Annotated in this window: 29 protein-coding genes; 1 reads left to right on the forward strand and 28 read right to left on the reverse strand. The window is 50.9% G+C overall.

Going from position 1 to position 25,682, the window contains the following annotated elements; genetic code table 11:
- Positions 1-43: 43 nt before the first annotated feature.
- From PXC00_RS07255 to PXC00_RS07370, 24 genes are all read right to left on the reverse strand, one after another.
- The gene (locus tag PXC00_RS07255) at positions 44-676 is read right to left on the reverse strand and encodes a thiamine diphosphokinase (RefSeq protein WP_275845024.1); all 633 of its coding nucleotides are present in this window, start codon (positions 674-676) and stop codon (positions 44-46) included.
- Positions 673-1,557 (reverse strand): ribosome small subunit-dependent GTPase A, encoded by an 885-nt coding sequence (gene rsgA, locus PXC00_RS07260; RefSeq protein ID WP_275845023.1) that lies wholly within the window; start codon positions 1,555-1,557, stop codon positions 673-675. Before rsgA ends, PXC00_RS07255 begins: the two co-directional genes overlap by 4 nt.
- On the reverse strand, positions 1,557-3,638 hold the full coding sequence (pknB, locus tag PXC00_RS07265) for a Stk1 family PASTA domain-containing Ser/Thr kinase (RefSeq protein ID WP_275845022.1): 2,082 nt from the start codon (positions 3,636-3,638) through the stop codon (positions 1,557-1,559). Before pknB ends, rsgA begins: the two co-directional genes overlap by 1 nt.
- A gap of 23 nt (positions 3,639-3,661) precedes the next feature.
- A complete protein-coding gene (locus PXC00_RS07270; protein ID WP_275845021.1) occupies positions 3,662-4,399 on the reverse strand; it encodes a Stp1/IreP family PP2C-type Ser/Thr phosphatase in 738 nt (245 codons plus the stop codon).
- Entirely contained in the window at positions 4,392-5,441 is a 1,050-nt protein-coding gene (gene rlmN, locus PXC00_RS07275) for a 23S rRNA (adenine(2503)-C(2))-methyltransferase RlmN (RefSeq protein ID WP_275845020.1), read from the reverse strand. The genes PXC00_RS07270 and rlmN overlap by 8 nt, the downstream gene beginning before the upstream one ends.
- A gap of 1 nt (position 5,442) precedes the next feature.
- On the reverse strand, positions 5,443-6,777 hold the full coding sequence (gene rsmB, locus PXC00_RS07280) for a 16S rRNA (cytosine(967)-C(5))-methyltransferase RsmB (protein ID WP_275845019.1): 1,335 nt from the start codon (positions 6,775-6,777) through the stop codon (positions 5,443-5,445).
- Positions 6,774-7,481 carry a zinc metallopeptidase gene (locus PXC00_RS07285; protein WP_275845018.1) on the reverse strand — a complete coding sequence of 236 codons (708 nt, stop codon included), beginning with the start codon at positions 7,479-7,481 and terminating at the stop codon, positions 6,774-6,776. Before PXC00_RS07285 ends, rsmB begins: the two co-directional genes overlap by 4 nt.
- A 17-nt stretch (positions 7,482-7,498) precedes the next feature.
- Positions 7,499-8,416: a methionyl-tRNA formyltransferase gene (fmt, locus tag PXC00_RS07290; protein WP_275845017.1), complete on the reverse strand. Its 918-nt coding sequence runs from the start codon at positions 8,414-8,416 to the stop codon at positions 7,499-7,501.
- A 60-nt stretch (positions 8,417-8,476) separates the two neighbouring features.
- Positions 8,477-8,950, reverse strand: coding sequence for a peptide deformylase (def, locus tag PXC00_RS07295; protein WP_275845083.1), 474 nt, complete (start codon positions 8,948-8,950; stop codon positions 8,477-8,479).
- A 41-nt stretch (positions 8,951-8,991) separates the two neighbouring features.
- Entirely contained in the window at positions 8,992-11,442 is a 2,451-nt protein-coding gene (gene priA, locus PXC00_RS07300) for a replication restart helicase PriA (protein WP_275845016.1), read from the reverse strand.
- 27 nt (positions 11,443-11,469) lie between these two features.
- Positions 11,470-11,748, reverse strand: coding sequence for a DNA-directed RNA polymerase subunit omega (locus tag PXC00_RS07305; protein WP_275845015.1), 279 nt, complete (start codon positions 11,746-11,748; stop codon positions 11,470-11,472).
- Positions 11,741-12,352, reverse strand: a complete 612-nt coding sequence (gene gmk, locus PXC00_RS07310) for a guanylate kinase (RefSeq protein ID WP_275845082.1) — start codon at positions 12,350-12,352, stop codon at positions 11,741-11,743. The genes PXC00_RS07305 and gmk overlap by 8 nt, the downstream gene beginning before the upstream one ends.
- Complete coding sequence (remA, locus tag PXC00_RS07315; RefSeq protein ID WP_275845014.1) at positions 12,342-12,620, reverse strand: extracellular matrix/biofilm regulator RemA; 279 nt, start codon at positions 12,618-12,620, stop codon at positions 12,342-12,344. The genes gmk and remA overlap by 11 nt, the downstream gene beginning before the upstream one ends.
- A gap of 27 nt (positions 12,621-12,647) precedes the next feature.
- Positions 12,648-13,526, reverse strand: coding sequence for a YicC/YloC family endoribonuclease (locus PXC00_RS07320; protein ID WP_275845013.1), 879 nt, complete (start codon positions 13,524-13,526; stop codon positions 12,648-12,650).
- 144 nt (positions 13,527-13,670) lie between these two features.
- A complete protein-coding gene (locus tag PXC00_RS07325; RefSeq protein WP_275845012.1) occupies positions 13,671-15,071 on the reverse strand; it encodes an oxaloacetate decarboxylase subunit alpha in 1,401 nt (466 codons plus the stop codon).
- A gap of 15 nt (positions 15,072-15,086) precedes the next feature.
- Positions 15,087-15,473: a biotin/lipoyl-containing protein gene (locus tag PXC00_RS07330; RefSeq protein WP_275845011.1), complete on the reverse strand. Its 387-nt coding sequence runs from the start codon at positions 15,471-15,473 to the stop codon at positions 15,087-15,089.
- 36 nt (positions 15,474-15,509) lie between these two features.
- Entirely contained in the window at positions 15,510-16,862 is a 1,353-nt protein-coding gene (locus tag PXC00_RS07335; RefSeq protein WP_275845010.1) for a carboxyl transferase domain-containing protein, read from the reverse strand.
- Positions 16,863-17,005: 143 nt separating this feature from the next.
- Entirely contained in the window at positions 17,006-17,755 is a 750-nt protein-coding gene (locus PXC00_RS07340) for a pseudouridine synthase (protein ID WP_275845009.1), read from the reverse strand.
- 36 nt (positions 17,756-17,791) lie between these two features.
- Positions 17,792-18,958 (reverse strand): D-alanyl-D-alanine carboxypeptidase family protein, encoded by a 1,167-nt coding sequence (locus PXC00_RS07345; RefSeq protein WP_316934898.1) that lies wholly within the window; start codon positions 18,956-18,958, stop codon positions 17,792-17,794.
- Between the two features lie 48 nt (positions 18,959-19,006).
- Complete coding sequence (gene ytfJ, locus PXC00_RS07350) at positions 19,007-19,444, reverse strand: GerW family sporulation protein (RefSeq protein WP_275845007.1); 438 nt, start codon at positions 19,442-19,444, stop codon at positions 19,007-19,009.
- The gene (locus tag PXC00_RS07355) at positions 19,422-20,078 is read right to left on the reverse strand and encodes a DUF2953 domain-containing protein (RefSeq protein ID WP_316934899.1); all 657 of its coding nucleotides are present in this window, start codon (positions 20,076-20,078) and stop codon (positions 19,422-19,424) included. Before PXC00_RS07355 ends, ytfJ begins: the two co-directional genes overlap by 23 nt.
- On the reverse strand, positions 20,075-20,644 hold the full coding sequence (scpB, locus tag PXC00_RS07360; RefSeq protein WP_275845004.1) for an SMC-Scp complex subunit ScpB: 570 nt from the start codon (positions 20,642-20,644) through the stop codon (positions 20,075-20,077). Before scpB ends, PXC00_RS07355 begins: the two co-directional genes overlap by 4 nt.
- The gene (locus tag PXC00_RS07365) at positions 20,626-21,351 is read right to left on the reverse strand and encodes a segregation and condensation protein A (protein WP_275845003.1); all 726 of its coding nucleotides are present in this window, start codon (positions 21,349-21,351) and stop codon (positions 20,626-20,628) included. The genes scpB and PXC00_RS07365 overlap by 19 nt, the downstream gene beginning before the upstream one ends.
- A 14-nt stretch (positions 21,352-21,365) precedes the next feature.
- Entirely contained in the window at positions 21,366-22,085 is a 720-nt protein-coding gene (locus PXC00_RS07370; RefSeq protein WP_275845002.1) for a site-2 protease family protein, read from the reverse strand.
- Positions 22,086-22,266: 181 nt separating this feature from the next.
- Here PXC00_RS07370 and rpmB point away from each other — a divergent pair, with 181 nt between their 5' ends.
- Positions 22,267-22,455 carry a 50S ribosomal protein L28 gene (gene rpmB, locus PXC00_RS07375; RefSeq protein ID WP_275845001.1) on the forward strand — a complete coding sequence of 63 codons (189 nt, stop codon included), beginning with the start codon at positions 22,267-22,269 and terminating at the stop codon, positions 22,453-22,455.
- A gap of 111 nt (positions 22,456-22,566) precedes the next feature.
- Here the strand turns inward: rpmB and plsY are convergent, their stop codons facing one another.
- From plsY to PXC00_RS07395, 4 genes are all read right to left on the reverse strand, one after another.
- The gene (plsY, locus tag PXC00_RS07380; protein WP_275845000.1) at positions 22,567-23,256 is read right to left on the reverse strand and encodes a glycerol-3-phosphate 1-O-acyltransferase PlsY; all 690 of its coding nucleotides are present in this window, start codon (positions 23,254-23,256) and stop codon (positions 22,567-22,569) included.
- A 27-nt stretch (positions 23,257-23,283) separates the two neighbouring features.
- Positions 23,284-24,609, reverse strand: a complete 1,326-nt coding sequence (der, locus tag PXC00_RS07385) for a ribosome biogenesis GTPase Der (protein WP_275844999.1) — start codon at positions 24,607-24,609, stop codon at positions 23,284-23,286.
- A 248-nt stretch (positions 24,610-24,857) separates the two neighbouring features.
- Entirely contained in the window at positions 24,858-25,040 is a 183-nt protein-coding gene (gene rpmF, locus PXC00_RS07390; RefSeq protein WP_275844998.1) for a 50S ribosomal protein L32, read from the reverse strand.
- A 17-nt stretch (positions 25,041-25,057) separates the two neighbouring features.
- Positions 25,058-25,573, reverse strand: a complete 516-nt coding sequence (locus tag PXC00_RS07395; protein WP_275844997.1) for a YceD family protein — start codon at positions 25,571-25,573, stop codon at positions 25,058-25,060.
- Between the last annotated feature and the right edge of the window lie 109 nt (positions 25,574-25,682).

Here is a 25,682-nt window from a genome sequence, read left to right on the forward strand (position 1 = left end):
TGATACCCCAGTATATACGGAATAGGAAAATTCTGTGCATAAATTATTTTTCCGATGTCAAAACATAGATGGCAACATTTCCGCCAAGCACCGTAATGGTTGCATCATCACTTTCAATCACATTGCTGGTACCGATTGGATTGTCCGAAGTCATAACTTCCTCTGTCAGCGGATATTTCATGCCCGTATAGGATACTGTCGCATTCGGTGCACCAAACGGATAGACGGATGCGGTAGCACCCTTCATATCACGCAAATGCAGCCGCCCCCCCGGCATAAAAAACAGCTTTTCGTCTTTGGTCACAATCACACCATGGCCGCCAAGCTTGCTGATATACTGCAGAACACAGAGGTTTGCATAGGAGTGGTCGAACCGCCCTCCCAGCGCACCGAACAAGACAAAGTTTTTGTACCCGCGGTGCATACCTTCCTTGACAGCAGAGAACATATCGGTATCATCTTTTTCCCGCATCAGGCGAACCGTTTCCACATTGGCCGGCGGTTTTGCTTTTGCGGAATCGAAATCGCCGATAACCAGATTCGGCTTGATTTTTGCCGCAAGAGCCGTATCCAATCCGCCGTCGGCACAGATGACAAAGGATTCGCTGACATCATAATCCCGAAACACGGACAAATCTTCAACCGGCGCAGAGCCGATGATGAGGCACTGATTCATTTCTTATCCCATTCCTTTATCCCTTTAATTTCCTGGTACATCGTGCAATAGCTTTCGTGCCGCGAATGTGCAATCTTCCCGGCTTCCACCGCTGCAAGCACCGCACAGCCTTTTTCGCAGGTATGCGAGCAGCCTTGAAATTGGCACTGGCCAAGATACGGCGCAAACTCGCGAAAGCAATTCTGCAGCTGTTCCTTTTCTAAATGCATATACCGGTCAGTACTCACGGAAGAAAAGCCCGGCGTGTCAGCCGCAAAGCCGCCTTCCGGCAGATGCAGCAGATCTACCTGCCGTGTGGTGTGCCTGCCACGCCCTAACTTGTGGCTGATTTCGCCAGTTGGCAGTGCAAGGTTCGGGTAAAGTGCATTTAGAAGAGAAGATTTTCCGGCGCCGGTATTGCCGGTAAAAACCGTCACCTTGTTTTTCAGCAGCGGTCGGATTTCTTCTACGCCGCTGCCTGTCACAACTGAAACAGCAAAGCAAGAAAAGCCGGCAGAATCATAAAGTTCCCTCAGCCAGCTTCCATCCTCCAAGTCTGTTTTAGAAACCACAATAATCGGTTCAATCCGTTGCTGCTCTGCTGCAGCAATCAGTTTATCCAGTATCAAGGTGCTGGGCACCGGATTACAGACAGATACCACAATGAGCAGCTGATCAATATTTGCCACCGGTGGTCTGACCAGTTGATTCCTGCGCGGTTTTAATTCTTCAATATATCCCGTATCCGCTTCCAGCCGCAGATTGACCCGATCCCCAACCACCGGCTTTTCACCGGTTTTTCGGAAACGACCGCAAGCACGACATTCCACGATACCGCCGTCTGTCTCCACATTGTAGAAACCACTCAAACTCTTCAAAATTGTTCCGGTGCACTGCCCCATCACGATTCCTCCGTGGGCGCAGAGGCTGATGTGGATGCCGAAGGTTCTGCAGTAGAGGAAGTTGCCGGCGGACTGGCAGGAACAGACTGCTGCGGTTGACTGGAAGCCGCAGTACTGTTCTGTGAAGATGCCTGCGCATCTTTGTACGTTCCCTGCCAGGAAACGACCCAATTTCCGGTAGTAAAGTCCAACTTGTATTTCACATAATTTTGTCCGTCCAGTTCCACAAGCAGTTCCTTAACACCCTCCGTATCTTTAAACTGTCCGGTCCAAGTATTGTTGGCTGCCGGATTAACAACTGCGTCGCCTTTCTTTTCTCCATCGAGGTAATAGGAGAGCACCATACTGTGGTTGACATTCGCGGGCAACTGTACAACAACTTTAATTTCCTTTTCATTTTTTCCGGAACTGTAAAGGATCGTAACCGTGTCGCCTTTTTTGGCGGAAGAGCCCGCTTCCGGCGTGGTTCCCACGACGTAATTGGCTTCTTTTCCCGTATTGTCCTGCACGCTTGCGTTGACTTTAAAGCCCGCATTGGTCAGCACTGCCGTTGCTTGATCCAGCGTCTGTCCGGTTACGTTCGGAATGGAAAGTTCCCCGGGACCGGTACTGATATATACCGTCACATTCTTTCCTTTTTCGATAGAAGTGCCTGCCGACGGATCTGTAGAAACTGCCTTGCCTTCTTCAATGGTATCGCTGGACTGTTCCTGAAATACCGCAACCAGTCCGCTTTCCCGTAAGGTTTGCTCCGCTGCGGTTTTCGTCTGATTCGTAACGTCCGGTACCGTGGTTGCATCCACACTCTTGACAACCGTCAGGGTGACCTTGGAACCGGCGGCAACGGAAGTGCCGGCTGCCGGATCCTGTGCGGTAATCAAGCCGGTATCTTTTGTACTGTCCGTAACATATTTGATCTCAAACTGGAAGTTGTTCGGATTATTCGCTTCTACAGCAGCAATTGTTTTGCCAATAAAATTATCCAGTGTCACTTGCTTCTGTGAACGAAACACCCCCGTCAGCAGCAAAATCAGCGCCACCACCGCAAAGGCAGCCGCAATACCGGCAGCAATCAGCGGTGCTTTGTTGCGGGCTTTGGTCTTTGTACCGGCTTGATTCCCCGCCTCCCCGTCTTCTGTGTAAACGTAATCGTCACTGTAACCTTCCGGCGAATTCAAATCCGCCGTGGTTTCAGGATCGACGTAACGTGTGGAATTGTCACCGGAATAATACTGATAGTGAAAGCGGATACCCGGATTCTGCTGAAACAAACCAATGTCCCGTAGCATTTCGGCGGCAGACTGGTACCGCTGCACAGGGTCTTTCTGCATTGCTTTCAGCGTAATTTCTTCCAGACCGACCGGCAGATCCGGATTAATTTGCCGGGGCGGGCACGGGTCAGTCTGCAGCTGCATAATGGCAACAGAAACTGCATTCTCTGCCTCAAACGGAAGTTGTCCGGTGGTCATTTCATAAAGCATGACGCCGACCGAATAGATATCCGCCTTTTCATCAGTCAAATCGCCGCGCGCCTGTTCCGGTGCAATATAATGCACAGAACCGATGGCTTTGTCCGTCATAGTTCGCGTTTCGCTGCGTGCAAAACGTGCAATACCAAAATCTGTAACTTTAATATGTCCGTTTGGCAGAACCATAATATTCTGCGGCTTAATGTCACGGTGCACAATTCCACGCTCATGGGCATGCTGTAAAGCCTGCAGAATTTCTGTTGTGAAATGCAGCGCTTTGTGCCAATCCACCCCTGCCTGCTGATCCAAATACTGCTTGAGCGTAATGCCGTCAATGAATTCCTCTACAATATACTGAATCTGATCTCCAAAACTGACATCATAAACTTTAATGATATTGGGATGTGAAAGCAGTGCAATTGCTTTGCTCTCATTTTTAAAGCGGCGAATAAATTCGGCGTTATGCAGATACTCATCTTTTAGGATTTTAATCGCGACAACCCGCTGATCCAGTGTATCATACGCGCGGTAAACCAGGGCCATCCCGCCAACACCGACGAGTTCGTGGATCTCATATCTTCCGTCCAAACGCTTACCGGTATATTTGTCCATGAAAAGGAAGCACCTCCAGACCGTCAGTTTTCAATGATAGCGACTGTGATATTATCACTGCCGCCACCGTCTTTTGCCCGCTCAATCAGTTTCTGCGCAAGTTCCTGCCCAGCATACTGTTGTGAAAAGGCGAACAGTTCCTCGGTCTCAACATAATTGGACAAACCGTCTGTGCAGAGCACCAGCAGACTGCGTCCTTCAAAAAAGACTTCATTGTAGTCAACCAAAACAGAAGGTTCAATTCCCAATGCCCGCGTAATAATATTTTTCTGCGGATGCACTTTTGCCTCCTGCTCAGTCAGATCTCCACTGTCTACCAGCTCCTGCACCATGGAATGGTCAGTGGTCACCTGTCGTGCGCCTTCCGGCGTAATCAAATACGCGCGGCTGTCGCCTGCATGCGCAATATGCGCCACACCATCACAGACCATGGCGGAAACGACCGTCGTTCCCATACCGCGCAGTTCTTCCTCTGCACGGGAACGTTCAAAGACCGCGTGGTTTGCATTGGAAATGGCATTTACCATCAAGTCCCGCACAATATTGTCATCGTGCGGCTGACCGCTTACAAAAAAGCTGTGGTACTGACGCACCATCGTTTCCACAGCAATGCTGCTGGCCACATTGCCGCCATTTGCGCCGCCCATCCCGTCACAGACAACAGCCCAGGCGATTCCACTGGAGGTCAGCCCGCTTTTGCAAGCATCCTGATTGGTTTCTCGAACAAGCCCAATATCCGTTTTATGACATACTTTAAACATGGTGGGACACCTCTTCTTGCTTTCTTCTGCGCAGCTGACCGCAGGAAGCATTGATATCGGAACCCAGAGTCCGCCGCACTGTTGCGGTGATTCCATGGCGTTCCAGAATCTGTATAAACGCATTTTGCCGCTCAACTGAACTCTTTTTATACCCTGCTCCGGCCACGCTGTTTACAGGAATTAAATTGACATGGCAAAGCGTACCCCCCAGCCGCCCCGCCAGTTCCTGCGCACAGGCATCATCATCATTGACACCTTGAATCATCGCATATTCGTAAGAAATTCTTCTGCCTGTCTCCTCTGCATAGTATCTGCAGGCTTTTAAAAGTTCTTCCATGGAAAATTTTCTGCTGACCGGCATGGTCTTTCTGCGGATTTCATCATTTGGCGCGTGCAGAGAAACCGAAAGTGTCAGCTGCAGCTTTTCCTGTGCCAGCGCATAGATCTGCTCCACCAATCCGCAGGTGGATAAAGAAATATGCCGCATCCCGATATTCATGCCGTTTGGGTCAGAAACCAGTTTCAAAAAGCGCAGAACATTCTGATAGTTGTCAAGCGGCTCACCCATCCCCATCAGGACAATATTGGAAATTCGCACGCCACCGTCGCGCTGAGCCGCCTGCACCTGCGCAAGCATTTCTCCTGCCGTCAGATTCCGAGAAAAGCCGCTGCGACCCGTTGCACAAAACGCACAGTTCATCCGACACCCCACCTGCGTGGAAATGCAGACGCTGCGTCCATGGTGATAATCCATCAGCACAGACTCCACCAGCTCACCGTCAGCCATGCAAAACAGATATTTCCGCGTACTGTCCAGCTTCGAAAGCAGGCGCTGCGCAATTTCGGCATTCGCTATGTAATACCGTTGCGCAAGTGTCTGGCGAAGCGTCTTGCTGAGGTTGGTCATCTCCTCAAACTGCTGTACACCGCTTTTTTGAAGCCAGGAAAACACCTGTTTTGCCCGATATGCGGGCTGTCCCAACTGTACGAAAATCTGTGTAAGCTCTGCCAGCGTCAATGAACGAATATCCTGCAGTTCCAAACTATTCTTCCTTCCTGAAAGCGCTGATAAAAAAGCCGTCCGTTCGGTTTGTCTGCGGAAACAGCGTTAGCTGATAATCCGGTTCTGAAACCGTCCGCCGCACACCGGCCGGCAGATTCAGCGGCAAAGCCGCAAAATCTTTGTGTTCCCGCAAAAAGCGCCGTGCATTTTCTCCATTTTCCGCCGGATTTAACGTGCAAGTCGAATAAATCATAGTTCCGCCGGGGCGCAGCAATGCAGAAGATCTACACAGAATACGGTACTGCAAATCCGGCAAACTGTCAATAGCTTCCCGGGATTTATAGCGGATTTCCGGCTTTCGGCGGAGGATTCCAAGTCCGGAACAGGGCACATCACACAGAATCCGGTCAGCAGGCGGCAGCGGTTTTTCATCGCGCAGCGCATCCCGCACCGCGGCGGTTACACACGAAAGTCCGAGCCGTTCCGCGCCCTTGCGAATCAACCCCACTTTTCCCTTATAAAGGTCGAAGGCAAGGATGTGCCCCAGTTCCTGCATTTGTTCCGCCACAGTAAAGGCTTTTCCACCGGGCGCCGCACAGACATCATAAACTGTTTCGCCCGGCTTTGCACCCAGAAGCAGACTGCAAAGCTGACTCGACGTGTCCTGAATATGAAACAGGCCGTTTTGAAAGCAAGTGCCCTGCGCAACCGCTCCTGTGTTGGTCAGTTCCAGTGCATTTGGAAGGAAAGGAACCGAAACAGCCTGAACACCCTCTTCCGCAAGAAGCCGTATCAGTTCTTCCTTTGTCGTTCGCAGAGAGTTAACCCGCGCAAAAAGCGGCGGTCTGCAAAAACTCACTTCCAGCAGTTCCCGCGTTACCTGTTCACCATAAGTACTTTCCCACATTTGCAGCATCCACACTGGGCAGGAATTCCGCACAGAAAGCTGCTGCAGACGGTTTTGGCGCTGCGGTGGAAACACTGCGGTTCCTTTCTGCCGCAGCAAGCTGCGCAGCAAGCCGTTAACAAAACCGGCAGCCTTTCCTTTTCCGGCGGCTTTTGCAAGGGTAACCGCTTCATTTACCGCTGCGGAATCCGGTATTTTATCCATATAATAAATTTGATAGGCCGCCATGCGCAGGATTTCCCACACCACCGGATCCCGTTTTTCCTTGCGTCTGGCAAGATACGGTTCCAGCGCCGCATCCAATGTGATTCGGCGCTCCAGCACCCCATAAAACAGTGCCGTAACCAACGCACGATCCCGGTCATCCAAGCTGCTGTCCCGCAGTGCTTTGTCGAGCACCAGATTGGAGTACCCTTCATTTTCATCCACACGCAAAAGAGCCGCCAGCGCGGTTTCCCGCGCGCTCATCGGTTTTCTCCTCTGCGGCTGCCCGCAATCAGCAGCAGACGGAAGAGCTGCAGCAATGCGCTGAAACTTGCCGCCAGATAAGTCATAGCCGCGGCTGTCAGCACCTTCCGTGCACTTGACAATTCCTCTGCCGTTAAGAGTTCTGTTTCACCCAGCGCTCGCAGCGCGCGTGCACTGGCATTAAATTCCACCGGTAATGTGACAAGCTGAAATAGCACGGCAAAACTGAAAAGAACAATTCCCAAATCAACAACGAAGTCATACTGCGTTGGCAACAACAAACCCACAAAAATCATCGGAAAGGAAAGCTTTGACGCAAACTGGGTAACCGGCACAATCGCCGTGCGAATCCGATTGGGCAGGTATCCTTTTGCAGTCTGGATGCTGTGTCCCGCTTCATGTGCAGCAACCCCGACCGCACTGACAGAATTGCTGCCGTAAACATCCTGTGAAAGGCTGATGCAGTTGGTACGCGGGTCATAGTAATCTGTCAGCGTGCCATCAATCGGGCGAATCTTCAAATTCAACACGCCGCCGAAAGCTGCCACACGCTGCGCCGCCTGCGCACCGGTGCAACCACCCAAACAGTGCACGCTGCTGTAGCGGCGAAACACAGACTGTACCCGATACTGTGCATAAGCTGTAAACAGAATGGCGGGCAGCATCCAGAGAAACGCCCGGTAGTCATAAGCATAAAAACCCATCTGTCCAATTCTCCTTTTCAGAAAGGCAGTATGATTTTCCCGGAAAGAGAATGTCCGCGCAGGAAGTCAGAAGCTGCCATTTTCTTTTTACCTGCAGGCTGCACCTGCGTAACCTGCAGGGCGGTTTTTCCGCCACAACAAACTACAAAACCAGGCGAAACGGTTCCGGGACAGTCACCCGTTTCTGTCTGTACCAGTCTGCTGTCATAAATTTTCAGCAGTTTCCCGCCAAAAACTGTGGATGCCGCAGGCCAAGGGTTAAGCCCACGAATCTGGTTGTGGATTTCCTGCGCCGTTTGGTTCCAGTCAATCGGGCTCATGGATTTGTCGAGCATTGCTGCGTATGGCGTTGATGCCTCTCCCTGCGCCTGCGGCACCAGAGTCTCCAACTGTGCGAGCGTTTCAACCAGAAGTTCCGCTCCCAGTACGGAGAGTCGGTCGTGCAACTGCGCAGAAGTTTCATTTTCCCCAATCGGTGTTTTTTTCTGTAACAAGATATCCCCGGTATCCAAACCTTCCGCCATATACATGGTCGTCACGCCTGTTTCGGCATCTCCATTTAAAACCGCCCGCTGAATCGGCGCCGCCCCACGGTATGCCGGCAGCAGAGATGCATGAACATTGACGCAGCCTTGTTTCGGAATTTCCAGAATCTCTTTTGGAAGAATTTTACCATACGCCACTACAACAATGACATCCGGATGAAGCCGGCGCAACTCCTGCGCCGCTTCGGGTGTGCGCAGTGTCTTCGGCTGCCGCACGGGAACGTCGGCAGCTGCAGCCAGCACCTTAACCGGCGGCGGTGTCAGCGTATACCCCCTGCCTTTCGGCTTGTCCGGCTGCGTATAAACACCGCACACTTCATGCCCAGCGTCCAGCAGTGCGCGCAGGCACGGCACCGCAAAGTCGGGCGTTCCCATAAATACAATACGCACGGTTACTCACCATCCTATTACGAAGTTTATTACAGAGAGCCAAGAAATATGCGAAGCACCTCAGTGCATTTTCTGCAGTTCCTCATTGGTCAGGAAATGCTCCACATGAGAAAGGAACACAATGCCATTAAGGTGGTCAATTTCATGGCAGCAGGCTAGCGCAAGAAAATCCTTTGCGTCCACTTCAAAAAAAGTACCGTCCCGGCGCTGTGCGCGGACTTTCACGTGCTGCGGACGGTGTGTAACGCCCCAGCGATTCGGAAAGGACAGGCAGCCCTCAACGCACTGCTGCTCCCCTTCCTGCAGCAAGAATTCCGGATTAACCAGTTCCAGCCGCCCCTCACCGACATCAATGACAACTGCGCGGCGGCGAATGCCCACCTGAGGCGCTGCTAAACCCACACCATCTGCCTGTTTCATGGTATCGTACATATCATCCAACAACTGCCCCAGCTTTTCATCAAACTTTTCAACTGGACGGCAGACAACCTTTAAACACGGGTCATTTTCTTTGCGAATATTGCGAAGCGCCATCATAAGTTCCTCCTAAAATTAGTAATTCTCTATTTCCGGAATCAAAGTATATTTTCCGGATTGATATCTGCAAATGCAGTCACAGCTTTTCCAATACGGCTTTTAGCAAACTCCGACAGGAGTTGTGCCAACATCTGCCGGAACAGTGTACTGTTCCGGCATTTTAGTAAAAGTTTATAGCGATATTTTCCGCCAGCGCGATAAATCCGTGCAGGCGAAGGATTCAAGACGCGCAGCGGAAGCTGCCGATACATCTTCTGCGCCGCTTCCTGCAGGCTTCGCAAAAATTGAATACTCCCCTCCCGCGCTGCCCGCTCCTCCGCACTGACAAAGCCAACCACACACAAGTCTGAAAACGGAGGATACAGCATCACTTTTCGCAGCGGCAGTTCCTGCTCATAAAAAGAAGGATAATCCTGCCGGGCAGCCAAAGCAAAGACCGGATTTTCGGGAGTAAAAGTCTGCAAAAACGCACGGCCGCAGAAGCGTCCCCGGCCCGCACGGCCAATCACCTGCGTCAGCAAGTCAAAGGTGCGCTCCGTACTGCGGAAGTCATCGCTGTACAGGGACTGATCTGCCGACAAGACACCTACGACGGTAACATTTTCAAAGTCCAGCCCCTTCGCCACCATCTGTGTACCCACTATCAAATCATATGCGCCTTCAGCAAACTGGTGCAACTTCTCTTCATACGCATATCGGCGCATAGCGGCATCTGCATCCAAGCGAAGAATGCGAGCCTGCGGCAGCATCTCCTGCAGCTGTTCTTCTGCGCGCTGGGTTCCGGCACCGGCATAGCGCATATGTCGGCTGTGGCACGATGGACATTCCGCAGTAAACGGCACAGAATAACCACAGTAATGACACATCAGGCGATGGTTTGCCGCATGATAAGTAAGCGAAATGCTGCAGTTCGGGCAAGTCATGACATAGCCGCAGTCCGGGCAGGACGCAAACGTGTTGTATCCGCGCCGGTTCAATAAAAGAATAGACTGCCGTTTCTGCCGCAGGTTCTCATGCAGAGCTTCCAGCAAAGGCCTGCTGAGCATTGTGGTATTTCCGTCCTGCAGTTCCCGATTCATATCGCAGATACAAACCTGCGGCAATTTGGCTTCCCCGTAACGGTGTTCAAGAATTTCCAAACCAATTTTACCGGTGCGAGCCGCATAGTACGTTTCCACGCACGGCGTTGCAGAAGCAAGCAGCAGCAGTGCTTTGTGATACCGGCAGCGAAACCATGCGACTTCTTTCGCATGGTACCGTGGAGAACTTTCTGACTGATAGGTAGATTCCTGCTCTTCATCCACAATAACCAACCCTAAATGTGGCAGTGGAGCAAACACAGCGGAACGGGTTCCCACAACCACCGCAGCCTCCCCACGTTTTACACGCTTCCATTCATCCATGCGCTCGCCAACGGATAGTCCACTGTGAAACACCGCAACACGCCTGCCGTACCGTCGCTGGAAAATGCGGACAGACTGCGGTGTCAAGGAAATTTCCGGCACCATCAAAATCACATTCCGCCCATCTGCCAAAACTTTGTCAATCAGGCAGAGGTACACGTTGGTCTTTCCGCTGCCGGTCACACCATACAGCAGAGAAACGGATGCTTTTCCTGTTTGATAAGACTCATAAAGATGTTCGTAAGCGATGTGCTGTTCCGAAGAAAGGCTTATGGGTTCCTGCAGACCCGTTTCAGAAGTTTCCGCATCCAGATATGGCGTTCGATACGTTTCCTGTTCATAAGTTTCACAGACACCGTGCTTTGTCATATTTTTAATTACAGCTGGTGTTACACCTGTAAAGTAACACACCTCTTTGACAGAAGCACAGCCAGCATCCTGCAAAACCTTGAAAACCTCTCGCTGCCGCGGGGTCAGTTTGAGCGGTTCCGGAAGCGAACTGCAAAGCCGCACCATTTTTTGCGATGCATCCCCCACACGCCGCACCGTATCGGCCGTACAATGCAAAATTTCTTTTTTGCATAGCCGCTCCAGCACCTCGGCATCCGGCGGAAGTCCGGCTTCCCGCAGCAAGGCATTCCGTTCTTGCTGCGGTTTTTGCAAAAGCGGCAAGACCGCGTTTCGCTCATCAGCAGGCAGTGAAAGGATCTGCTCCTTGGTAACGCCCGCCGCCAGCGTGTATAATTTCCGTACCCGGTAAGTTAAACCGGCCGGAAGCAGCAGCTTGACCGCATCAAACAACGTACAGAAATAACGTTCTTTCAGCCATGGCACCATAAAAAGCATCTCATCTGAAAGAAGCGGTGCTTCATCCAGCACCGCTTGCAAAAACTTGATTTTTGCATCGCCTTCCGCATCCCGTACCGACAGTATCATTCCCTGGCAAACGCGGTTGGCTGTTCCAAACGGAATGCGCACCCGGCAGCCTGGCATGGCGCGCGAAACCAACGCATCCGGCACAGCATAGTCAAAGTCTTTATCAAAATGATAAACCGTCTTTTCTACAGCAACTTTGACAATCCGCATGCACTGTTCCCCTCCGCTGAAAGGCGTTTATTGGACATTCGGAGCCGCTTCCTCGATGATCTGCTCTTCAATTTTAATTTCCTTGGCTTCGTCTGCTTCTTCGTCCTCGTTGCGGTCTGACTCCACAATGCGGTACTCATGTTTTTTCAGTTCTTCCACTGCCAGCTCCACGGGCTTTTCGTCCAGAATTTCGCCTTTGTCCTCTGCTTCGGCAGCAATCTCGCGTGCACGCTTGGAAACCCCCACGCACAGTGCGTAGCGGCTTTGTCCCGGTTCTGTCAGCAAATCTGCAATTGGTTTAATCATTGTTCAGCACCCTTTCTATCAGCGCCGGATTCCGGCTGGTTTTGTGCTTTTCGGCATATAAAATAGCGGCAATGTCCTCTACCGCCTGCTCCACCGTATCATTGACGACCGCATAGTCATACTGCTTCGCCTGCAGAATTTCTTCTTTCGCCGCGTGCAGACGTTTCTGCACAACCGCCTCCGCTTCTGTACCGCGGCCGCGCAGACGATTCGCAAGCTCTGCGGCAGACGGAGGCAGAATAAATATACCGACGCTGTCGGGAAGCAGCTTCTGCACCTGTGCCCCGCCCTGCACTTCAATTTCCAGGAAAACGTCATACCCTTTTTGCAGCCACGCCTCAATTGGGGCAAGAGGCGTGCCGTAACAGTTCCCACAGTATTCCGCACTCTCCAACAGTGCGTGTTCCTGCTGCATTTGCTGAAACTCTTCCTTTGAAACAAAGAAATATTCCCGACCGTCCTGCTCACCGGGTCGGGGTGCACGCGTTGTTGCGGAAACCGACAGCCGCGCCTCCGGATGCTTTGCGAAGTAAGCTTTCAGCACCGTGCCCTTTCCGGTTCCGGACGGTCCGGAAAGAACGACGAGCAGTCCTTTATTCGTCATCCTCATCCAGTTCCTCATCCTCCAAATCGTCATCCTTGTCATTCAGTCGGTTTGCGACCGTTTCCGGCTGAACCGCTGACAAAATCACATGTTCACTGTCCATAATGATCACTGCGCGCGTCCTGCGGCCATAGGTTGCATCAATCAGCGTGCCGCGTTCCTTTGCATCCTGAATAATGCGCTTGATCGGTGCAGACTCAGGACTGACGATTGCGACCAGCCTGTTTGCAGAAACCATGTTGCCAAAACCGATATTGATCAGTTTCATTTGTGCTTCCCCCTGATTTGCAGATTGTCACTCAATATTTTGAATTTGCTCTCGGATTTTTTCAATCTCCGCTTTTATGTCAACGACAGCATAAGCAATCTGCGTGTCAGAGCATTTGGAACCGATCGTATTGGCCTCCCGGTTCATTTCCTGCACCAGAAAATCCAGCTTACGACCCACTGGTTCTGCAGACTCCAGCAATTTTTGAAACTGCGCAAGATGGCTGCGCAGCCGCACGGTTTCTTCATCGACAGCAATTTTATCAGCAAAAAGAGCTGCCTCCGTCACGACGCGCTGCTCATCAATTGCTTTGTCCTGCAGCACTTCCTGCAAGCGGGCATACAGACGCCTGCGGTAGGCTTCCACCGTTTCCGGCGAACGCTGCTCCACCTCTTTAACGAGAGAAAGAATTTTCTCCGCGCGTGCAGAAACATCCTCTTTTAGTTTTTGGCCTTCTACAATGCGCATATGCAGAAACGAAGCAATTGCTTGATCTGCTACTGTTTTGACATCGTTCCAAACCGCATTTTCATCTTCCGGCTTGCGCGAAACTGTAAAAATATCACTAAATCGAGCTAAAGTGGACGCGGTTATATCATCTTCAAGCTCATAATCACTGCAAAGTTCCCGCATGGCAGAAATATAGCCTGCCGCCACATTACGGTTTACAGAAATCTCTACATCCGCACCCTCCGTGGATTCCACAGAAATAAAAAGGTCAACCTTGCCGCGCGCGACAAAGTTTCGAATATATGTCTTCATTTTTTCTTCCAGAAAACTGTAACCGCGGCTGACACGGGTTGTGAACTCGAAATACCGGTGATTTACGGACTTAATCTCCACTTGAATGTGCCGTGTACCGAGTATTTCCTCCTGCCGGCCGTAGCCGGTCATGCTTTTTATCAAAAAACCATCTCGTTTTCCACTGCAAAATGCAGCTGCAGATTCATTGCATACGCTTTTATTGTAGCAGGTTTGTCCCCTGCTTGTCAACCACTGAAAAAGGCGGTGTTTCTGTAAAAGAAAAACCGCCTTGCATTTAATGTCGTCTTATACCGGATGAATCTGTGCCTGTGAATCCGCGTGTTTAGCATCTACGCCATACTTTGCCGCAGCACGTTTTTTGAAAAAGTCCGTTGCCACTTTCGGGAACATCGCATAGGACAGTACGTCCTCTTCCTGTTCCACCCACTGCGTGCATTCCTTTCGCAGAGTGTCCAGTTCCGGTTTTAACGAATCGGCTGGACGGCAGGTGATGCGCGGCTGGTCACCGATAATCCTGTGGACAAAGGATTCCTCAATCGGCATTGGCGTGGCACCGTACTTTCCTGCAATTAAATCCTTGAATTCATTGGTACACATTTTGTAGCGCTCGCCGGTAATCACATTGAATACTGCCTGCGTGCCGACAATCTGCGAGGTCGGCGTAACCAATGGTGGATAACCTGCATCCTCACGCACACGCGGAACTTCCTGCAAAACAGCCTCCAGCTGGTCGGCTTTTCCGGCCTGCTTTAACTGTGACAGCAGGTTGCTAAGCATTCCGCCCGGAACCTGATATAGCAGCGCTTTCGTATTGGTTGCCAGCATACTTTGGTCAAGCAGTCCGCTTTCTATATACTTCTTACGGAGCTTCATAAAGTATTCGCGAATTTCTCCGAAAGCTTTCAAATCAAGTCCCGTGTCATATTCCGTACCCTGCAGAGCAGCCACCATGGATTCTGTCGGTGCATGGGATGTTCCCAAAGCCAATGGAGAAATTGCTGTATCGATTACATCCGCGCCGGCCTCAATTCCTTTCAGCAGGCACATCGACGCCAGGCCGGAAGTATAATGCGTATGCAGCTGAATCGGCAGATGCACCGCTTTTTTCAGTGCAGAAACCAATTCAAATGTTTTATACGGAGTGAGCAAGGCCGCCATATCCTTAATACAAATCGAATCCGCGCCAGACTCTTCAATCTGCTTTGCATAGGAGACATAATAATCCGTTGTAAAAACAGGGCCGGTCGTGTAGGAAATGGCAACCTGCGCCGTTGCTCCTTCTTTTTTCGCCGCGCGGATGGCTGTCTGCAGATTTTTAATATCATTCAGTGCGTCGAAAATGCGAATAATGTCAATTCCGTTTGCAACACTGCGCTGCACGAAATATTCCAGCACATCATCCGCATAGTGCCGGTAACCCAGCATATTCTGCCCACGGAAAAGCATCTGTAGCTTGGTATGCGGGCAGTTTTTCCGCAGAAGCCGCAGTCGCTCCCAAGGATCTTCATTTAAAAAACGCAGGCAGCTGTCAAAGGTGGCGCCACCCCAGCACTCCAAAGAATAGTACCCGATTTGATCCAACTTATCGAGAATCGGGAGCATATCGCCAATCGGCATTCGGGTGGCAATCAGGGACTGTGGTGCGTCCCGCAGGGCAACCTCTGTAATTCCAATCTTCCTTGCCATATTTTTGCCGCCCCCTTAACGGAGTGCCACGAGCGGTGTTCCGGACTCCACGCTCTGCCCTTTGGAAACCAATACGCTGTCAACCACCGCTTCGTGCGGAGCCATAATCTCATTTTCCATTTTCATTGCTTCCAGAATTAAAAGCACATCGCCCGATTGCACACTCTGTCCCGGCTGAACAGGAATATTGACAATTGTGCCCGGCATGGGACTGTTGATAACTTCCGCGTCTGCAGCCGGTTTGGCTGCAGGTGCTGAAACAGGCGCCGGTGTGGCTGCTTTGGGAGCCGCAGCCGCAACCGGCTGTGGCTGTAGCTTGGGTGGTTGCACCGCAGCGGAATCTTGTTCCTCTACCTGTACATCATAGGGAATGCCATTAACGGTAATTTTCAGATGTTTCATGAATGGTTCCTCCTTGTTTACGGTAATCGCCCAAATTTAAAGCTGGATATTGTTGTGTTTTTTCGGCATGGTCGAAACACGTTTAGACGAAAGCATGTCCAGTACGTGAAGCAGTTTATCCCGTGTCTCCTGTGGTAAAACAACAGTTTCAATCAAGCCGTAACCCGCTGCCTTCAATGGGCTTCCCTCTTCATGCGCATACTGCGCAATCAATTTTTTGCGATCGCCTATTGGGTCGGCAGAGTCAGCCAGTCTGTCATTCCAAAGAAAAGCCGCTCCGGTTTCTGGTGCCAAAGCAGAAACCACCGCATCCGGCCACGCCATCGTATAATCCGCATTGGCACCGCAACCGGCAGTCGCGAGATATACCGAGCCATACGCCTTTCCAACTAAAACGGAAATTTTCGCGGTCGTTGCTTCCGCATAAGCATCCGAGAGCATAGAAGCTGCGCGCAGAGAAATAAACTTATCTGCGTTCACAAAACTAAGAACGGGGATATGAAACGCATCACAAAAGCGAATAAATCGCGCAGCCTTGACGCAGGAATCCGCGTCAAGCACACCGTCATAAGCCACCACACCCGCAGAAATACCGCCGATTCCCGCCAACGCCGTAAACGCGGATGCCCCAAATAAAGCACTCAGTTCCTGCAGAGAACCGGCATTCGACACAGCTTGCGCCGCTTCTTTCGCAGAAATGCCCGCCTGCAGGATACCCGTCGCGTCATTTTCATCATCAAAACCGACGGCATCCAGATTATTGGCAGGAAGCTTCGCAAGCAGACTGCGCGCCGCGGCAACCGCTGCTTCTTCTGTCGGCAGCACCAGCGCTGCTTCCCCACGTTTCGCCGCATCCACGGCGGCACCATCTTCGCCGCCTGAAGAAATTGTTAATTCCGCATTTTGGGACATTACAACAAAGTCCGCGCACGCGGCAATCATTGCGGATGCGCCGATGCAGGGGCCTAAAATCAGTGAAATCTGCGGAACCACGCCGGAAAGCGCATTGGTCTTTTGCAAAATTCCGCCATAATCTTCGAGCAAACTGCCGCCTTCCTGCAAGCGTCCACCGATAGAATCATAAATTCCGACCACCGGTGCGCCGTTCTGTGCGGCCAGTGTGAATATTTTTTGAATTTTCTGTGCCTGTGCCCTGCTGATTGCGCCGCCAGAAAGGTCGCTGTTCTGCGCAAAAGCATAGACTGGGCAACCTTCCACGGTGCCAAATCCGGCTGCCGCCTCCACTCCGGCATTTCCAGACAGGGCAAAGCGGTCAATCTCTAAAAAGCTGCCTTCGTCAAAAAGGGCACTGAGGCGTTTTTCACCCACGGTGTTTGTCATGCGCTCCCGCGCATTTTGCAGCGAGTCAACCGCACCGGTATTGCTCATAAGGAACCCCTCCGTCTGCTTTGATTGAAAGAATGTGGCTTTTAGTGCCGTTAAAAATAGAATAGCAGTTAAATTATAAACGAAATGCCGGTGTTTCGCAAGTGATTCTTGTCCTTTTTGTCGAAAGAAATCTTATGCGGGGCTCACCGCTGCACCGGCATACGCTTGTCAGCTTTGGCTGCAGCTGTCAGCTGCTTGACTTCCTGCGGTGTCAGGTACCGCCATTCACCGGACTGCAGCATACTCAGCCGCAGTGGGCCAATTGCCGTTCGCTTCAAGCGGGCGACCTCCAGCCCAACCGCTTCGCACATCTTTCGAATCTGGCGATTCCTGCCCTCATGCAGGACAATCTCCAGAACCACTCTTCCGCTCTCCTGATGCAGAACCCTGACCTGTGCCGGAGCTGTTTTGCGCCCCTCAATCATAATGCCAACCGTAAGCTGTGTGAGCTGCTCTTCGGTCACACCCGGACGCACTGTAACGCGATAGGTCTTTGGCACGTGTCGTGACGGATGCGTCATAGCATTGGCAAACTCCCCGTCATTCGTCATCAGCAGCAGTCCTTCGCTTTCCCGGTCCAGCCTGCCGACCGGATAAACGCGGGCGGGCACTTCCTTCACCAGTTCTGCGACGCACTTTCGGTCGCGTTCGTCAGACATGGTTGTGATGAATCCGCGTGGTTTGTGCAGCATGAGATAAACGGCCTGCGTATGTGTATTGAGCAACTTTCCATGTACTGTAATCTTATCGTGCTTCGGGTCTGCTTTATCTCCGACCTGTGCAGGGCGGTCATTCACTTTTACAAAGCCAGCTGAAATCATTTCCTCCGCCTTGCGCCGGGACGCCACGCCAGCGTCCGCCAAAATTTTCTGTAATCGAATTGTTTCTGTCATATTTTCCGTCCTTTATTTCGAATTCTATTTTCTTATTTACTGAAACACGCTTTGAAAAAAGTCCAGTAGAATCTGCCCAAAACTGCGTTTGGATGCCTGCTGCACTACGGCGGGACCGGCTGTCAAGACTGTGTGGCCAACTTCTCGCCCGTTCAGTCGGTAAACCACCTGTCCGACCGGCTGTGTTTTGTCAAGCGGTGCGTACAAAAAATGTGGCAGTTCCACACTGCGCACCAATTTCGCGCCTTTCGGAATCACGAGAGCGCCCCCAGCCGTTCCTTTCACCTGTACACTAATAACGCTGCTCCCCACAACCGGCAGATTTGCCGTATAAGCGCTGTCGTCCAGCGGAACCGACTGCAGCTGAGAAAAGCCGTAATCCAGCATGGTCTGGTGGTCTTTCCAGTCATCCGGTGCGTTCAGCGTAACGGCAATCAGGCGAACCCCGCTGCGCTGCGCACAGCTGACCAAGCAGCGTCCCGCTTTCTTGGTAAAACCGGTTTTAACACCGATACAGCCCTGATACTGGGCAAGCAATTTATTATGATTGGTATATGCTCTGGTAGCTGCTGGCTGTGCGAATGTAACTTTGACTGTTTTTCGTGCCGTAATAGCCGCGAAATCTTCATTTTTCATTGCCGCGCACGCAAGTTTCGCCATATCCTCCGCTGTAGAGTAATGTTCCTCGTCATCCAGACCGGATGGCGTGACAAAATGCGTATGGACCATTCCAAGTTCCTGTGCACGCTGGTTCATTTTCTTTGCAAAAGGCACCGGCCCTCCGGCAAGCGCATATGCCGCTGCCATAGCCGCATCATTGCCGGATGTACTGAGCATTCCCGCCGCAAGCCCTTTCAGGGAAATGCGGTCGCCCACCTGCAGCCCCATGGAAGACCCCTCAACTCGCAGCATATCCGCTGTAATCTCCACCGTGCGGTCCTCACAAGCTGCCGCCTCCAATGTCAAGAGTGCAGTCATGATTTTCGTTGTGCTGGCCATGGGACGTTTCTGCTGCGCATTTTTCTGCCACAAAGCCGAGCCATCATCCGCATTGACTAAAATTGCCGACTGTGCGGAAACCGTTGGCACCGCAGGAATTTCTGCTGCGGAAACCGGACACCGCGCTCCGATAACGACTGCACCTGCAAGCAGCAGTGTGACTAGGCTTTTTAATAAACTTTTCAATTTTCTATTTTGATACAAAACAACCACCTGCCCTTGAATACTTGTATGCAGGCGGCTGCCAAAAAATTATACTTGCGGCTCGGTTGGAAAAGTTTCTGCTGTTCCCTCCGGCTGATTTTCTTTCTTCTTCTTTTTGCTGTTTAACATATCGTTGACCTTGTCTACGATATCCGGCACCATGCCGACGATGCGATCTGCCGAGGAATTGTATGGGTCAATCTGCAGCATCTTCACATTCCCGTTTGAAATCGTCAGAAAAGCCACTGGGTTAATAGAAACGCCCGCACCGGCGCCGCCGCCGAAGAACTCCTTATCCGGACTTACTTTGCAGGCAAAGTCAGAACCGCCGGATGCAAATCCGTAACTAATTTTAGAAATTGGAATGATGATGGTACCGTCCGGAGATGTGATTGGGTCACCGACAATGGTGTTGATATCCACCATTTGTTTAATGTTGCTGAGGGTTGTGTCCATCATGCCCTCAATTGGATGGTTGCCGCTCATTTGCTACACCGCCTTTTCCCTTTTTATTTTCTTCGTTTATTGTAGCCGATTTTGCTGTTTTCATGTATTTGAACAACGCCTGTACGGCTGTGATCAGCAGAATAGATACCCGAACTTTGACATCTGCATACCCTTGAATTTTAGTCTGCGCCGCCTGAAAATCGGGTACAACGGCAACTTCAAACCGCTTGCATTGCATTTTGCCAGTCAGTGCAGAAAACGTCGGATAGATCACCGCGCAAACGTTGCCATAAACAACGGCAGTTTCCGCCGCATCTGCCTGCGCTACTGCCACGTGCAGTGAAAGGGTTTTGACACGCATATGACGAAACACATTCTGCAAGGCTCCCGCCGCAATTTCTGTCAGGAAACGCAGCAAATGCAGCAAACCCCGCAGTCCTTTTTCCTGATACACAGTTTTCAGCATATTTTCACGCGGTTTCTTATTTTGGACCTGCCGCTGCAACTTTTGCTTTTTTGTCTTTTCTTTTTTTGGAAAAACTGTATAAGAAAAGCACAGATAAGAAATCTTCAGCCCCAGTTCCTGCTCATAGGACAAACGAAAACGAACGGAAGCCATCGTCAGCAAGAAGCCGACGGCATTTATCAGCAAAAAAATTTTCCAGAAGGTCATGCCTCTGCCTCCGCCGTGCCGGCAGCCCCCTGCCCACCATAACTGCCAGATGGTCCCGTATGCTTCAAAGAAGGCAACCCCTCCAAAGAAGAAATCCCCATACAGCGCAGAAAGTTCGCGGTTGTCCCATACAGAAGTGGCCTGCCGGGCAGTTCCAAGCGCCCGCGTTCTTCTACCAAGCCCTTCTGGCACAGACTGCCCACAACGCCGGAAGAATCCACGCCACGAATCTGCTCTACAAAAGCCTTGGTAACCGGCTGGTTATATGCAATAATTGCCAGCACCTCCAGGGCGGCTTGTGAAAGCGGTGCGTTGCGCCGGATTTCCAACAGTGCACGCACCTGCTGTGCAAAGGCAGGTGCGCTGCACATCTGATAGCTGTCCTCTACACGAACAATCTGAACCCCCAGGTTGGCAGCATTGAAAGCAATTCTTGTTTCTTCCGCCAGTGTCAGCGCTTCCGCAGATTCCAGTTCCAACACTGCCGCGATGCGCTCCAAAGCCAACGGCTCTCCGCTGGCAAACAACATGGCCTGCAGAGCACCAATCAATGTTTCCTTTTGCATTTGCGCTCACCTGCCTTTAAAAGTTCCACAGTTGGGTTTTCTGTATCACCCTCCACACGCACACGTTTTCCCTTGACCAGCTCCAGCACCGCCAGGAATGTTGCGACAATTTCCGAACGATCCTTCTTGTGCACAAACAAGGTTCTGTAGGAAATGCGTCTGTCTGTCCAAAGTCTGCGCAGGACATAAATAATCTGCGAGGCAACCGAAACGACCCGGTGCGCCATAATCGCGGAAAAAGAAGCTTGGGTCGGCGGCGGCACCGCACGACGTCCAGCGGCATCGCTATACGCCTGTAGAAGCTGCTGCGCTGAAATGGGTCGGCGGTACGTCGTGTCCGGCGGAAAAGCGGCAGGTTCTCGAGTGAAAGAATCCATTTGGAACTCCTCACCCAGAAGCGCTGCCACCTGCCTGCACGCTTCATACTCCAGCAACTGGCCGGAAAGTTCCGCCCGCAGTGTATCCGCTTCCTCATGCTTTGGCAGCAAATACACGGTTTTCATATAGACGAGTCGCGCAGCCATTTCCAAGAACTCGCTGGAAATATCCAGATTCTGCTCTCTGGCAGCATCGATTTGCTCCATATATTGATCCAACACTTTCGCAATCGGAATGTCACAGATATTCAGTTTGTTTTTTCGTATCAGATACAGAAGAAGATCCAGCGGCCCTTCAAACGTATCTAATTTATAGGTTAGCTTTTCCATATAGCTTCCGTTTATTACACGCCAAGCGCATAAAATGGCAAATTTGCAAGGAATTGAACGCCGCTGGTAAATAAATTCTGCAAGATGGCAAGTGGTACGTCCAATACGCCCACCAGTAGCAAGGCAAATAAGACGTACATAACTATATTTTGATAACGATAGTAAGCTTCCATCGCCCGGTCACTTAAAAACATTGCTAAAATGCGGGAACCGTCCAACGGCGGAATTGGCAGCAAATTAAACGCCGCAAGAGAAATATTGATGGTCGTGCAGGCACCAAAAAAGGCAATCAAAAAGGTGACTACCGTACTCGGCACATACGTTCCGGCCAAAACACTGCCACCGCTGAGCACGACTACAAGGTTCAGCAGCACCGCGCTGACGAAAGAGGCAAGCAGATTTGCAACCGGGCCTGCCAGTGCCGTGATTGCCATGTCTCGCTTGGGCTTTTTAAAATACCGCGGATTGACGGGCACCGGTTTTGCCCAACCGATGCCAAACAGAAGCAAACTGACTGTACCAAACAAATCCACGCTTGCCAGCGGATTAAAGGTCAGCCTGCCGGAATATTTCGCGGTCGGGTCTCCAAGTTTCCCAGCAACCCAGCCGTGCGCAAGTTCGTGAAAAGGCAGAATCAGGAAGATAATCAGCACAGAAGCCAGAATCTGTGCAATCAGGCTGGCCATATTGATGCCTTCACCGCGGGTAATAGACTGGAGTACCGTGTATAACATATCATTTCTCCTTCAAAAACGAAGTTAGGTCATAGGGGTATAGTCCATTATAATACGGTTGCGGATAAAATACAAGCTGCCCGCGAAAAGGCAAAATAATACTTGCTTTTTCAGGAATCTTCCTGTATAATGTATCTGTTATCGCAATATGCATAAGTCCTTTTAAAGGAGGTGCAGACTCATGGCAAAGTGCGAAATTTGCGGCAAGGATATTGCTTTCGGTATTAAAGTCTCCCACTCTCACCGGCGTTCCAATCGTTCCTGGAAGCCCAATATTCGGCGCGTAAAAGCAATCGTTGACGGTTCTCCCAAGCGTATTTACGCCTGCACCCGTTGCCTGCGTTCCGGCAAGGTAAAACGAGCTGTCTGAGAAGCAAATCTGCGAAAATCAGGAACCCTTCAGGGTTCCTTTTTTCTGCGCTCTATTTTCATAAAAAAGCCGTTTCCGTACAGTAAATCTACTGATACGGAAACGGCTTTTTTAGTTTTTCTCGTGATGCAGAGAAAATTTCTTCTCCGTACCATGCAGCAGGCGTCCAATGTTCGCATGATGCCGTCCAACAACAAACGCCGACAGAAAGCATAGCAGCAGTGTCGTCAGAACCATATATTGCAGGGAAACCTCCCCTGTCCGAAAGAAAAACAGGTAATTGAAAAGCCAACCCCAAAAGGGAAACGTTGCCGCTGCGATAATCGAACCCAAAGAAACATATTTCGTCAGAAGCGCAAGAATCAAAAACAAAGAAAAATCGCACGCAAGCACCGGCGGGGTAATCATCAGCAGAAAAGCCGCCGTGGTCAGCACGCCTTTTCCGCCGCGAAAGCCGAAAAAGACCGGATACATATGCCCCAGCACAACTGCTATGCCGGCTGCATACACCCCATACCGAAACAGTTCCGACTGTGTGCCCAAAAAGGCAGAGAAAATTGCCTCTCCGATAAGGCAAGCCACAATTCCTTTCAGAAAGTCAAAAACTGTGGTCAGGATACCGGGTTTCAAGCCTGCCGAGCGAAGCACGTTTGTCATGCCGGCGTTTCCGCTTCCCATGGTTCGGATATCTCTTTTATCAAAAACGCGTGTGAAAATAATGGAAAAACTGATGCTGCCAATCAAATAGCTTACTAGGACCGTGATTAAAATCGCCGCGATGAGATTCGCAGGATATTGCATAGAAGGTTCCTCCTCTGAAAACCCGGTTTATTTGTCTTGTTTTCGTTCCCGTACGATGAATCGAACTGGGGTACCATTCAGTCCGAAAGTTTCCCGAATACGGTTCTCCAGATACCTCTGGTAAGAAAAGTGAAACAATTCTGCTGAATTAACAAAACAGACAAACGTCGGTGGGCGGGTGCTCGCCTGTGTCATATAGTAAATTTTCAGTCTGCGCCCTTTATCGGTAGGCGGCTGTACGCGTGCAGTTGCCTGTGCCAGCACATCATTGAGCACACCGGTTGCAATTCTGCGCTGATTAGACTCGGCGACCTGACGAATCGTTTCAAACAAGCCGTCAACGCGCTGCCCCGTTTTTGCAGAAAGGAACAGAATCGGCACATAACTCATAAAGGAAAAGTCCTCTTCCAGCTTAGTCCGCATCGCAGACATGGTGCCAGTCTCCTTTTCAACCGCATCCCATTTATTAACGGCAACCACACAGCCTTTTCCCGCTTCATGCGCAAGGCCTGCCACCTTGGAGTCCTGCTCGGTAAAGCCCTCCAGCGCATCGATCATGATGACACAGACATCTGCCCGCTCAATGGCCATTTGCGCCCGCAGAACGCTGTAACGTTCAATTTGCTCGGTGACTTTGCTTTTACGGCGAATCCCTGCCGTATCAATCAAGACAAACCTGCCGAACGAATTTTCAACTTCCGTATCAATCGCATCCCGCGTTGTTCCGGCGATATTGGAAACGATACAGCGGTTTTCACCGGCAATACAGTTTACTAAAGAGGATTTTCCCACATTGGGCTTGCCGATGATAGCCACGCGGATCACACTGCTGTCTGCTTCTTCCGTTTCTTCTTCCGGCAAAAAAGAAATCACTTTGTCCAAAAGATCCCCCGTGCCATGTCCGTGAACGGAAGAAATCGCCATGGGATCTCCCAGCCCCAAATTATAAAATTCATAAAACTCTGCAGGAGGGTCCCCAACGGAGTCACATTTATTCACGCACAAAACAACCGGTCGACCGCTTTTGAGCAGCATAGACGCAACTTCCGCGTCTGCCGCTGTAACGCCCACGCGTAAATCCGTCACCATGATAATGACATCCGCAGAATCCATCGCAAGCTGTGCCTGATCCCGCATTTGCGAAAGTAAAACATCTTTGGTATTCGGCTCAATTCCGCCGGTATCAATCAGTGTGAACTTGCGGCCACACCACTCACATTCTCCGTAAATTCGGTCTCGCGTAACACCGGGTGTGTCATCCACAATCGACAGCCGCTGTCCTACGAGTTTATTAAACAACGTTGACTTCCCGACGTTTGGCCGGCCAACGACCGCAACAACAGGTTTCGACATTTTTTCACTCCCAATCCACTGCAGAGCACCAGCCGGACAATTTAGGGCTCCACAGTATCAGTATCCATTCAAGGAATTTCGTACGGCACTTTCCTAAGGAACAGAGAAGCACCGGTTCAGACTCTACATCTGTATTGCCCAGCCGCGCAGAACCCCATGCAGAGAAAAACAGGAGTTGCCCCTGCGAAGCCGGAGCTCCGCAAAATGAGACAACCCCTGAATTTTCCGAAAATCAGCAGAGCATCCGCTTAGATGTCCTTTTTGATTACCTGCCTGCCGTTGTAATAACCGCAGTTGCCGCACACCTGATGTGCAACCTTGTACTCACCACATTTTGGGCATTTCATCAGAGCAGGAGCGCTAATCTTCCAAACGCTGGAACGCCGTTTGTTCTGTCGTGCACTAGAAATTTTTGCCTTTGGTACTGCCATGTCAGCACCTCCTTACATTACTCTGGTTTATCTATCAGCTGTTTTAACACCTCAAGACGAGGGTCAATCTGATGTTGACTGCATCCGCACGGTCCGTCATTCAGGTTTTTGCCGCAAGTCGGGCAAAGCCCCTTGCAGTCTTCCCTGCATAAAAACTTTGTGGGAAGCTCCAGCAGAATGTCTTCTGTCAGCAGACGGTCCAAATCCAAAGAGCCATCTGCTTCCAGCACCACATACTGGTCATCGTCCGCGTCCTGCTCATTGGACAGAGCCTCCACCAAAGTGTGAGAGAACCGATAGGTAAAGCGCCGATTGATTTGAGAGGTGCAGCGGTCACACGGAATGGAAAAATCAAAGGATACTGCAACAGAAAGCTGTGCAAACCCACCGTGCATTTCCACAGTACCTTCTGCCCGCACCGGAGCCACAAACGGATATGCCGCATTGTACTCCAATTTAGAAAGGTCCAACGTTTCCTGAATCGGAAGAACGCTTCCCTCTTCCTGTATCTTTTTTTTCAAATTCAAAAGCATGATACACCTCAACACGCGCTACATTTGTTAATTATAGACGCTGACCGGTTTCTTGTCAAGAAAAACCGAAAAAATTCTTGCAGACAACAGGAAAACGCCGCTGAAATCC

Origin of the sequence: Caproicibacterium argilliputei, assembly GCF_029211325.2 — a bacterium.
Lineage (GTDB): Bacteria > Bacillota > Clostridia > Oscillospirales > Acutalibacteraceae > Caproicibacterium > Caproicibacterium argilliputei.

Bases quoted from the DNA above. Each gene is read 5' to 3' on its own strand.
- PXC00_RS07255 (WP_275845024.1), bottom strand. From the start codon at position 676: ATGAATCAGTGCCTCATCATCGGCTCTGCGCCGGTTGAAGATTTGTCC.
- rsgA (WP_275845023.1), bottom strand. From the start codon at position 1,557: ATGGGGCAGTGCACCGGAACAATTTTGAAGAGTTTGAGTGGTTTCTAC.
- pknB (WP_275845022.1), bottom strand. From the start codon at position 3,638: ATGGACAAATATACCGGTAAGCGTTTGGACGGAAGATATGAGATCCAC.
- PXC00_RS07270 (WP_275845021.1), bottom strand. From the start codon at position 4,399: ATGTTTAAAGTATGTCATAAAACGGATATTGGGCTTGTTCGAGAAACC.
- rsmB (WP_275845019.1), bottom strand. From the start codon at position 6,777: ATGAGCGCGCGGGAAACCGCGCTGGCGGCTCTTTTGCGTGTGGATGAA.
- PXC00_RS07285 (WP_275845018.1), bottom strand. From the start codon at position 7,481: ATGGGTTTTTATGCTTATGACTACCGGGCGTTTCTCTGGATGCTGCCC.
- def (WP_275845083.1), bottom strand. From the start codon at position 8,950: ATGGCGCTTCGCAATATTCGCAAAGAAAATGACCCGTGTTTAAAGGTT.
- priA (WP_275845016.1), bottom strand. From the start codon at position 11,442: ATGCGGATTGTCAAAGTTGCTGTAGAAAAGACGGTTTATCATTTTGAT.
- PXC00_RS07305 (WP_275845015.1), bottom strand. From the start codon at position 11,748: ATGATTAAACCAATTGCAGATTTGCTGACAGAACCGGGACAAAGCCGC.
- gmk (WP_275845082.1), bottom strand. From the start codon at position 12,352: ATGACGAATAAAGGACTGCTCGTCGTTCTTTCCGGACCGTCCGGAACC.
- remA (WP_275845014.1), bottom strand. From the start codon at position 12,620: ATGAAACTGATCAATATCGGTTTTGGCAACATGGTTTCTGCAAACAGG.
- PXC00_RS07325 (WP_275845012.1), bottom strand. From the start codon at position 15,071: ATGGCAAGGAAGATTGGAATTACAGAGGTTGCCCTGCGGGACGCACCA.
- PXC00_RS07330 (WP_275845011.1), bottom strand. From the start codon at position 15,473: ATGAAACATCTGAAAATTACCGTTAATGGCATTCCCTATGATGTACAG.
- PXC00_RS07335 (WP_275845010.1), bottom strand. From the start codon at position 16,862: ATGAGCAATACCGGTGCGGTTGACTCGCTGCAAAATGCGCGGGAGCGC.
- PXC00_RS07340 (WP_275845009.1), bottom strand. From the start codon at position 17,755: ATGACAGAAACAATTCGATTACAGAAAATTTTGGCGGACGCTGGCGTG.
- ytfJ (WP_275845007.1), bottom strand. From the start codon at position 19,444: ATGAGCGGCAACCATCCAATTGAGGGCATGATGGACACAACCCTCAGC.
- PXC00_RS07355 (WP_316934899.1), bottom strand. From the start codon at position 20,078: ATGACCTTCTGGAAAATTTTTTTGCTGATAAATGCCGTCGGCTTCTTG.
- scpB (WP_275845004.1), bottom strand. From the start codon at position 20,644: ATGCAAAAGGAAACATTGATTGGTGCTCTGCAGGCCATGTTGTTTGCC.
- PXC00_RS07365 (WP_275845003.1), bottom strand. From the start codon at position 21,351: ATGGAAAAGCTAACCTATAAATTAGATACGTTTGAAGGGCCGCTGGAT.
- PXC00_RS07370 (WP_275845002.1), bottom strand. From the start codon at position 22,085: ATGTTATACACGGTACTCCAGTCTATTACCCGCGGTGAAGGCATCAAT.
- rpmB (WP_275845001.1), top strand. From the start codon at position 22,267: ATGGCAAAGTGCGAAATTTGCGGCAAGGATATTGCTTTCGGTATTAAA.
- plsY (WP_275845000.1), bottom strand. From the start codon at position 23,256: ATGCAATATCCTGCGAATCTCATCGCGGCGATTTTAATCACGGTCCTA.
- der (WP_275844999.1), bottom strand. From the start codon at position 24,609: ATGTCGAAACCTGTTGTTGCGGTCGTTGGCCGGCCAAACGTCGGGAAG.
- rpmF (WP_275844998.1), bottom strand. From the start codon at position 25,040: ATGGCAGTACCAAAGGCAAAAATTTCTAGTGCACGACAGAACAAACGG.
- PXC00_RS07395 (WP_275844997.1), bottom strand. From the start codon at position 25,573: ATGCTTTTGAATTTGAAAAAAAAGATACAGGAAGAGGGAAGCGTTCTT.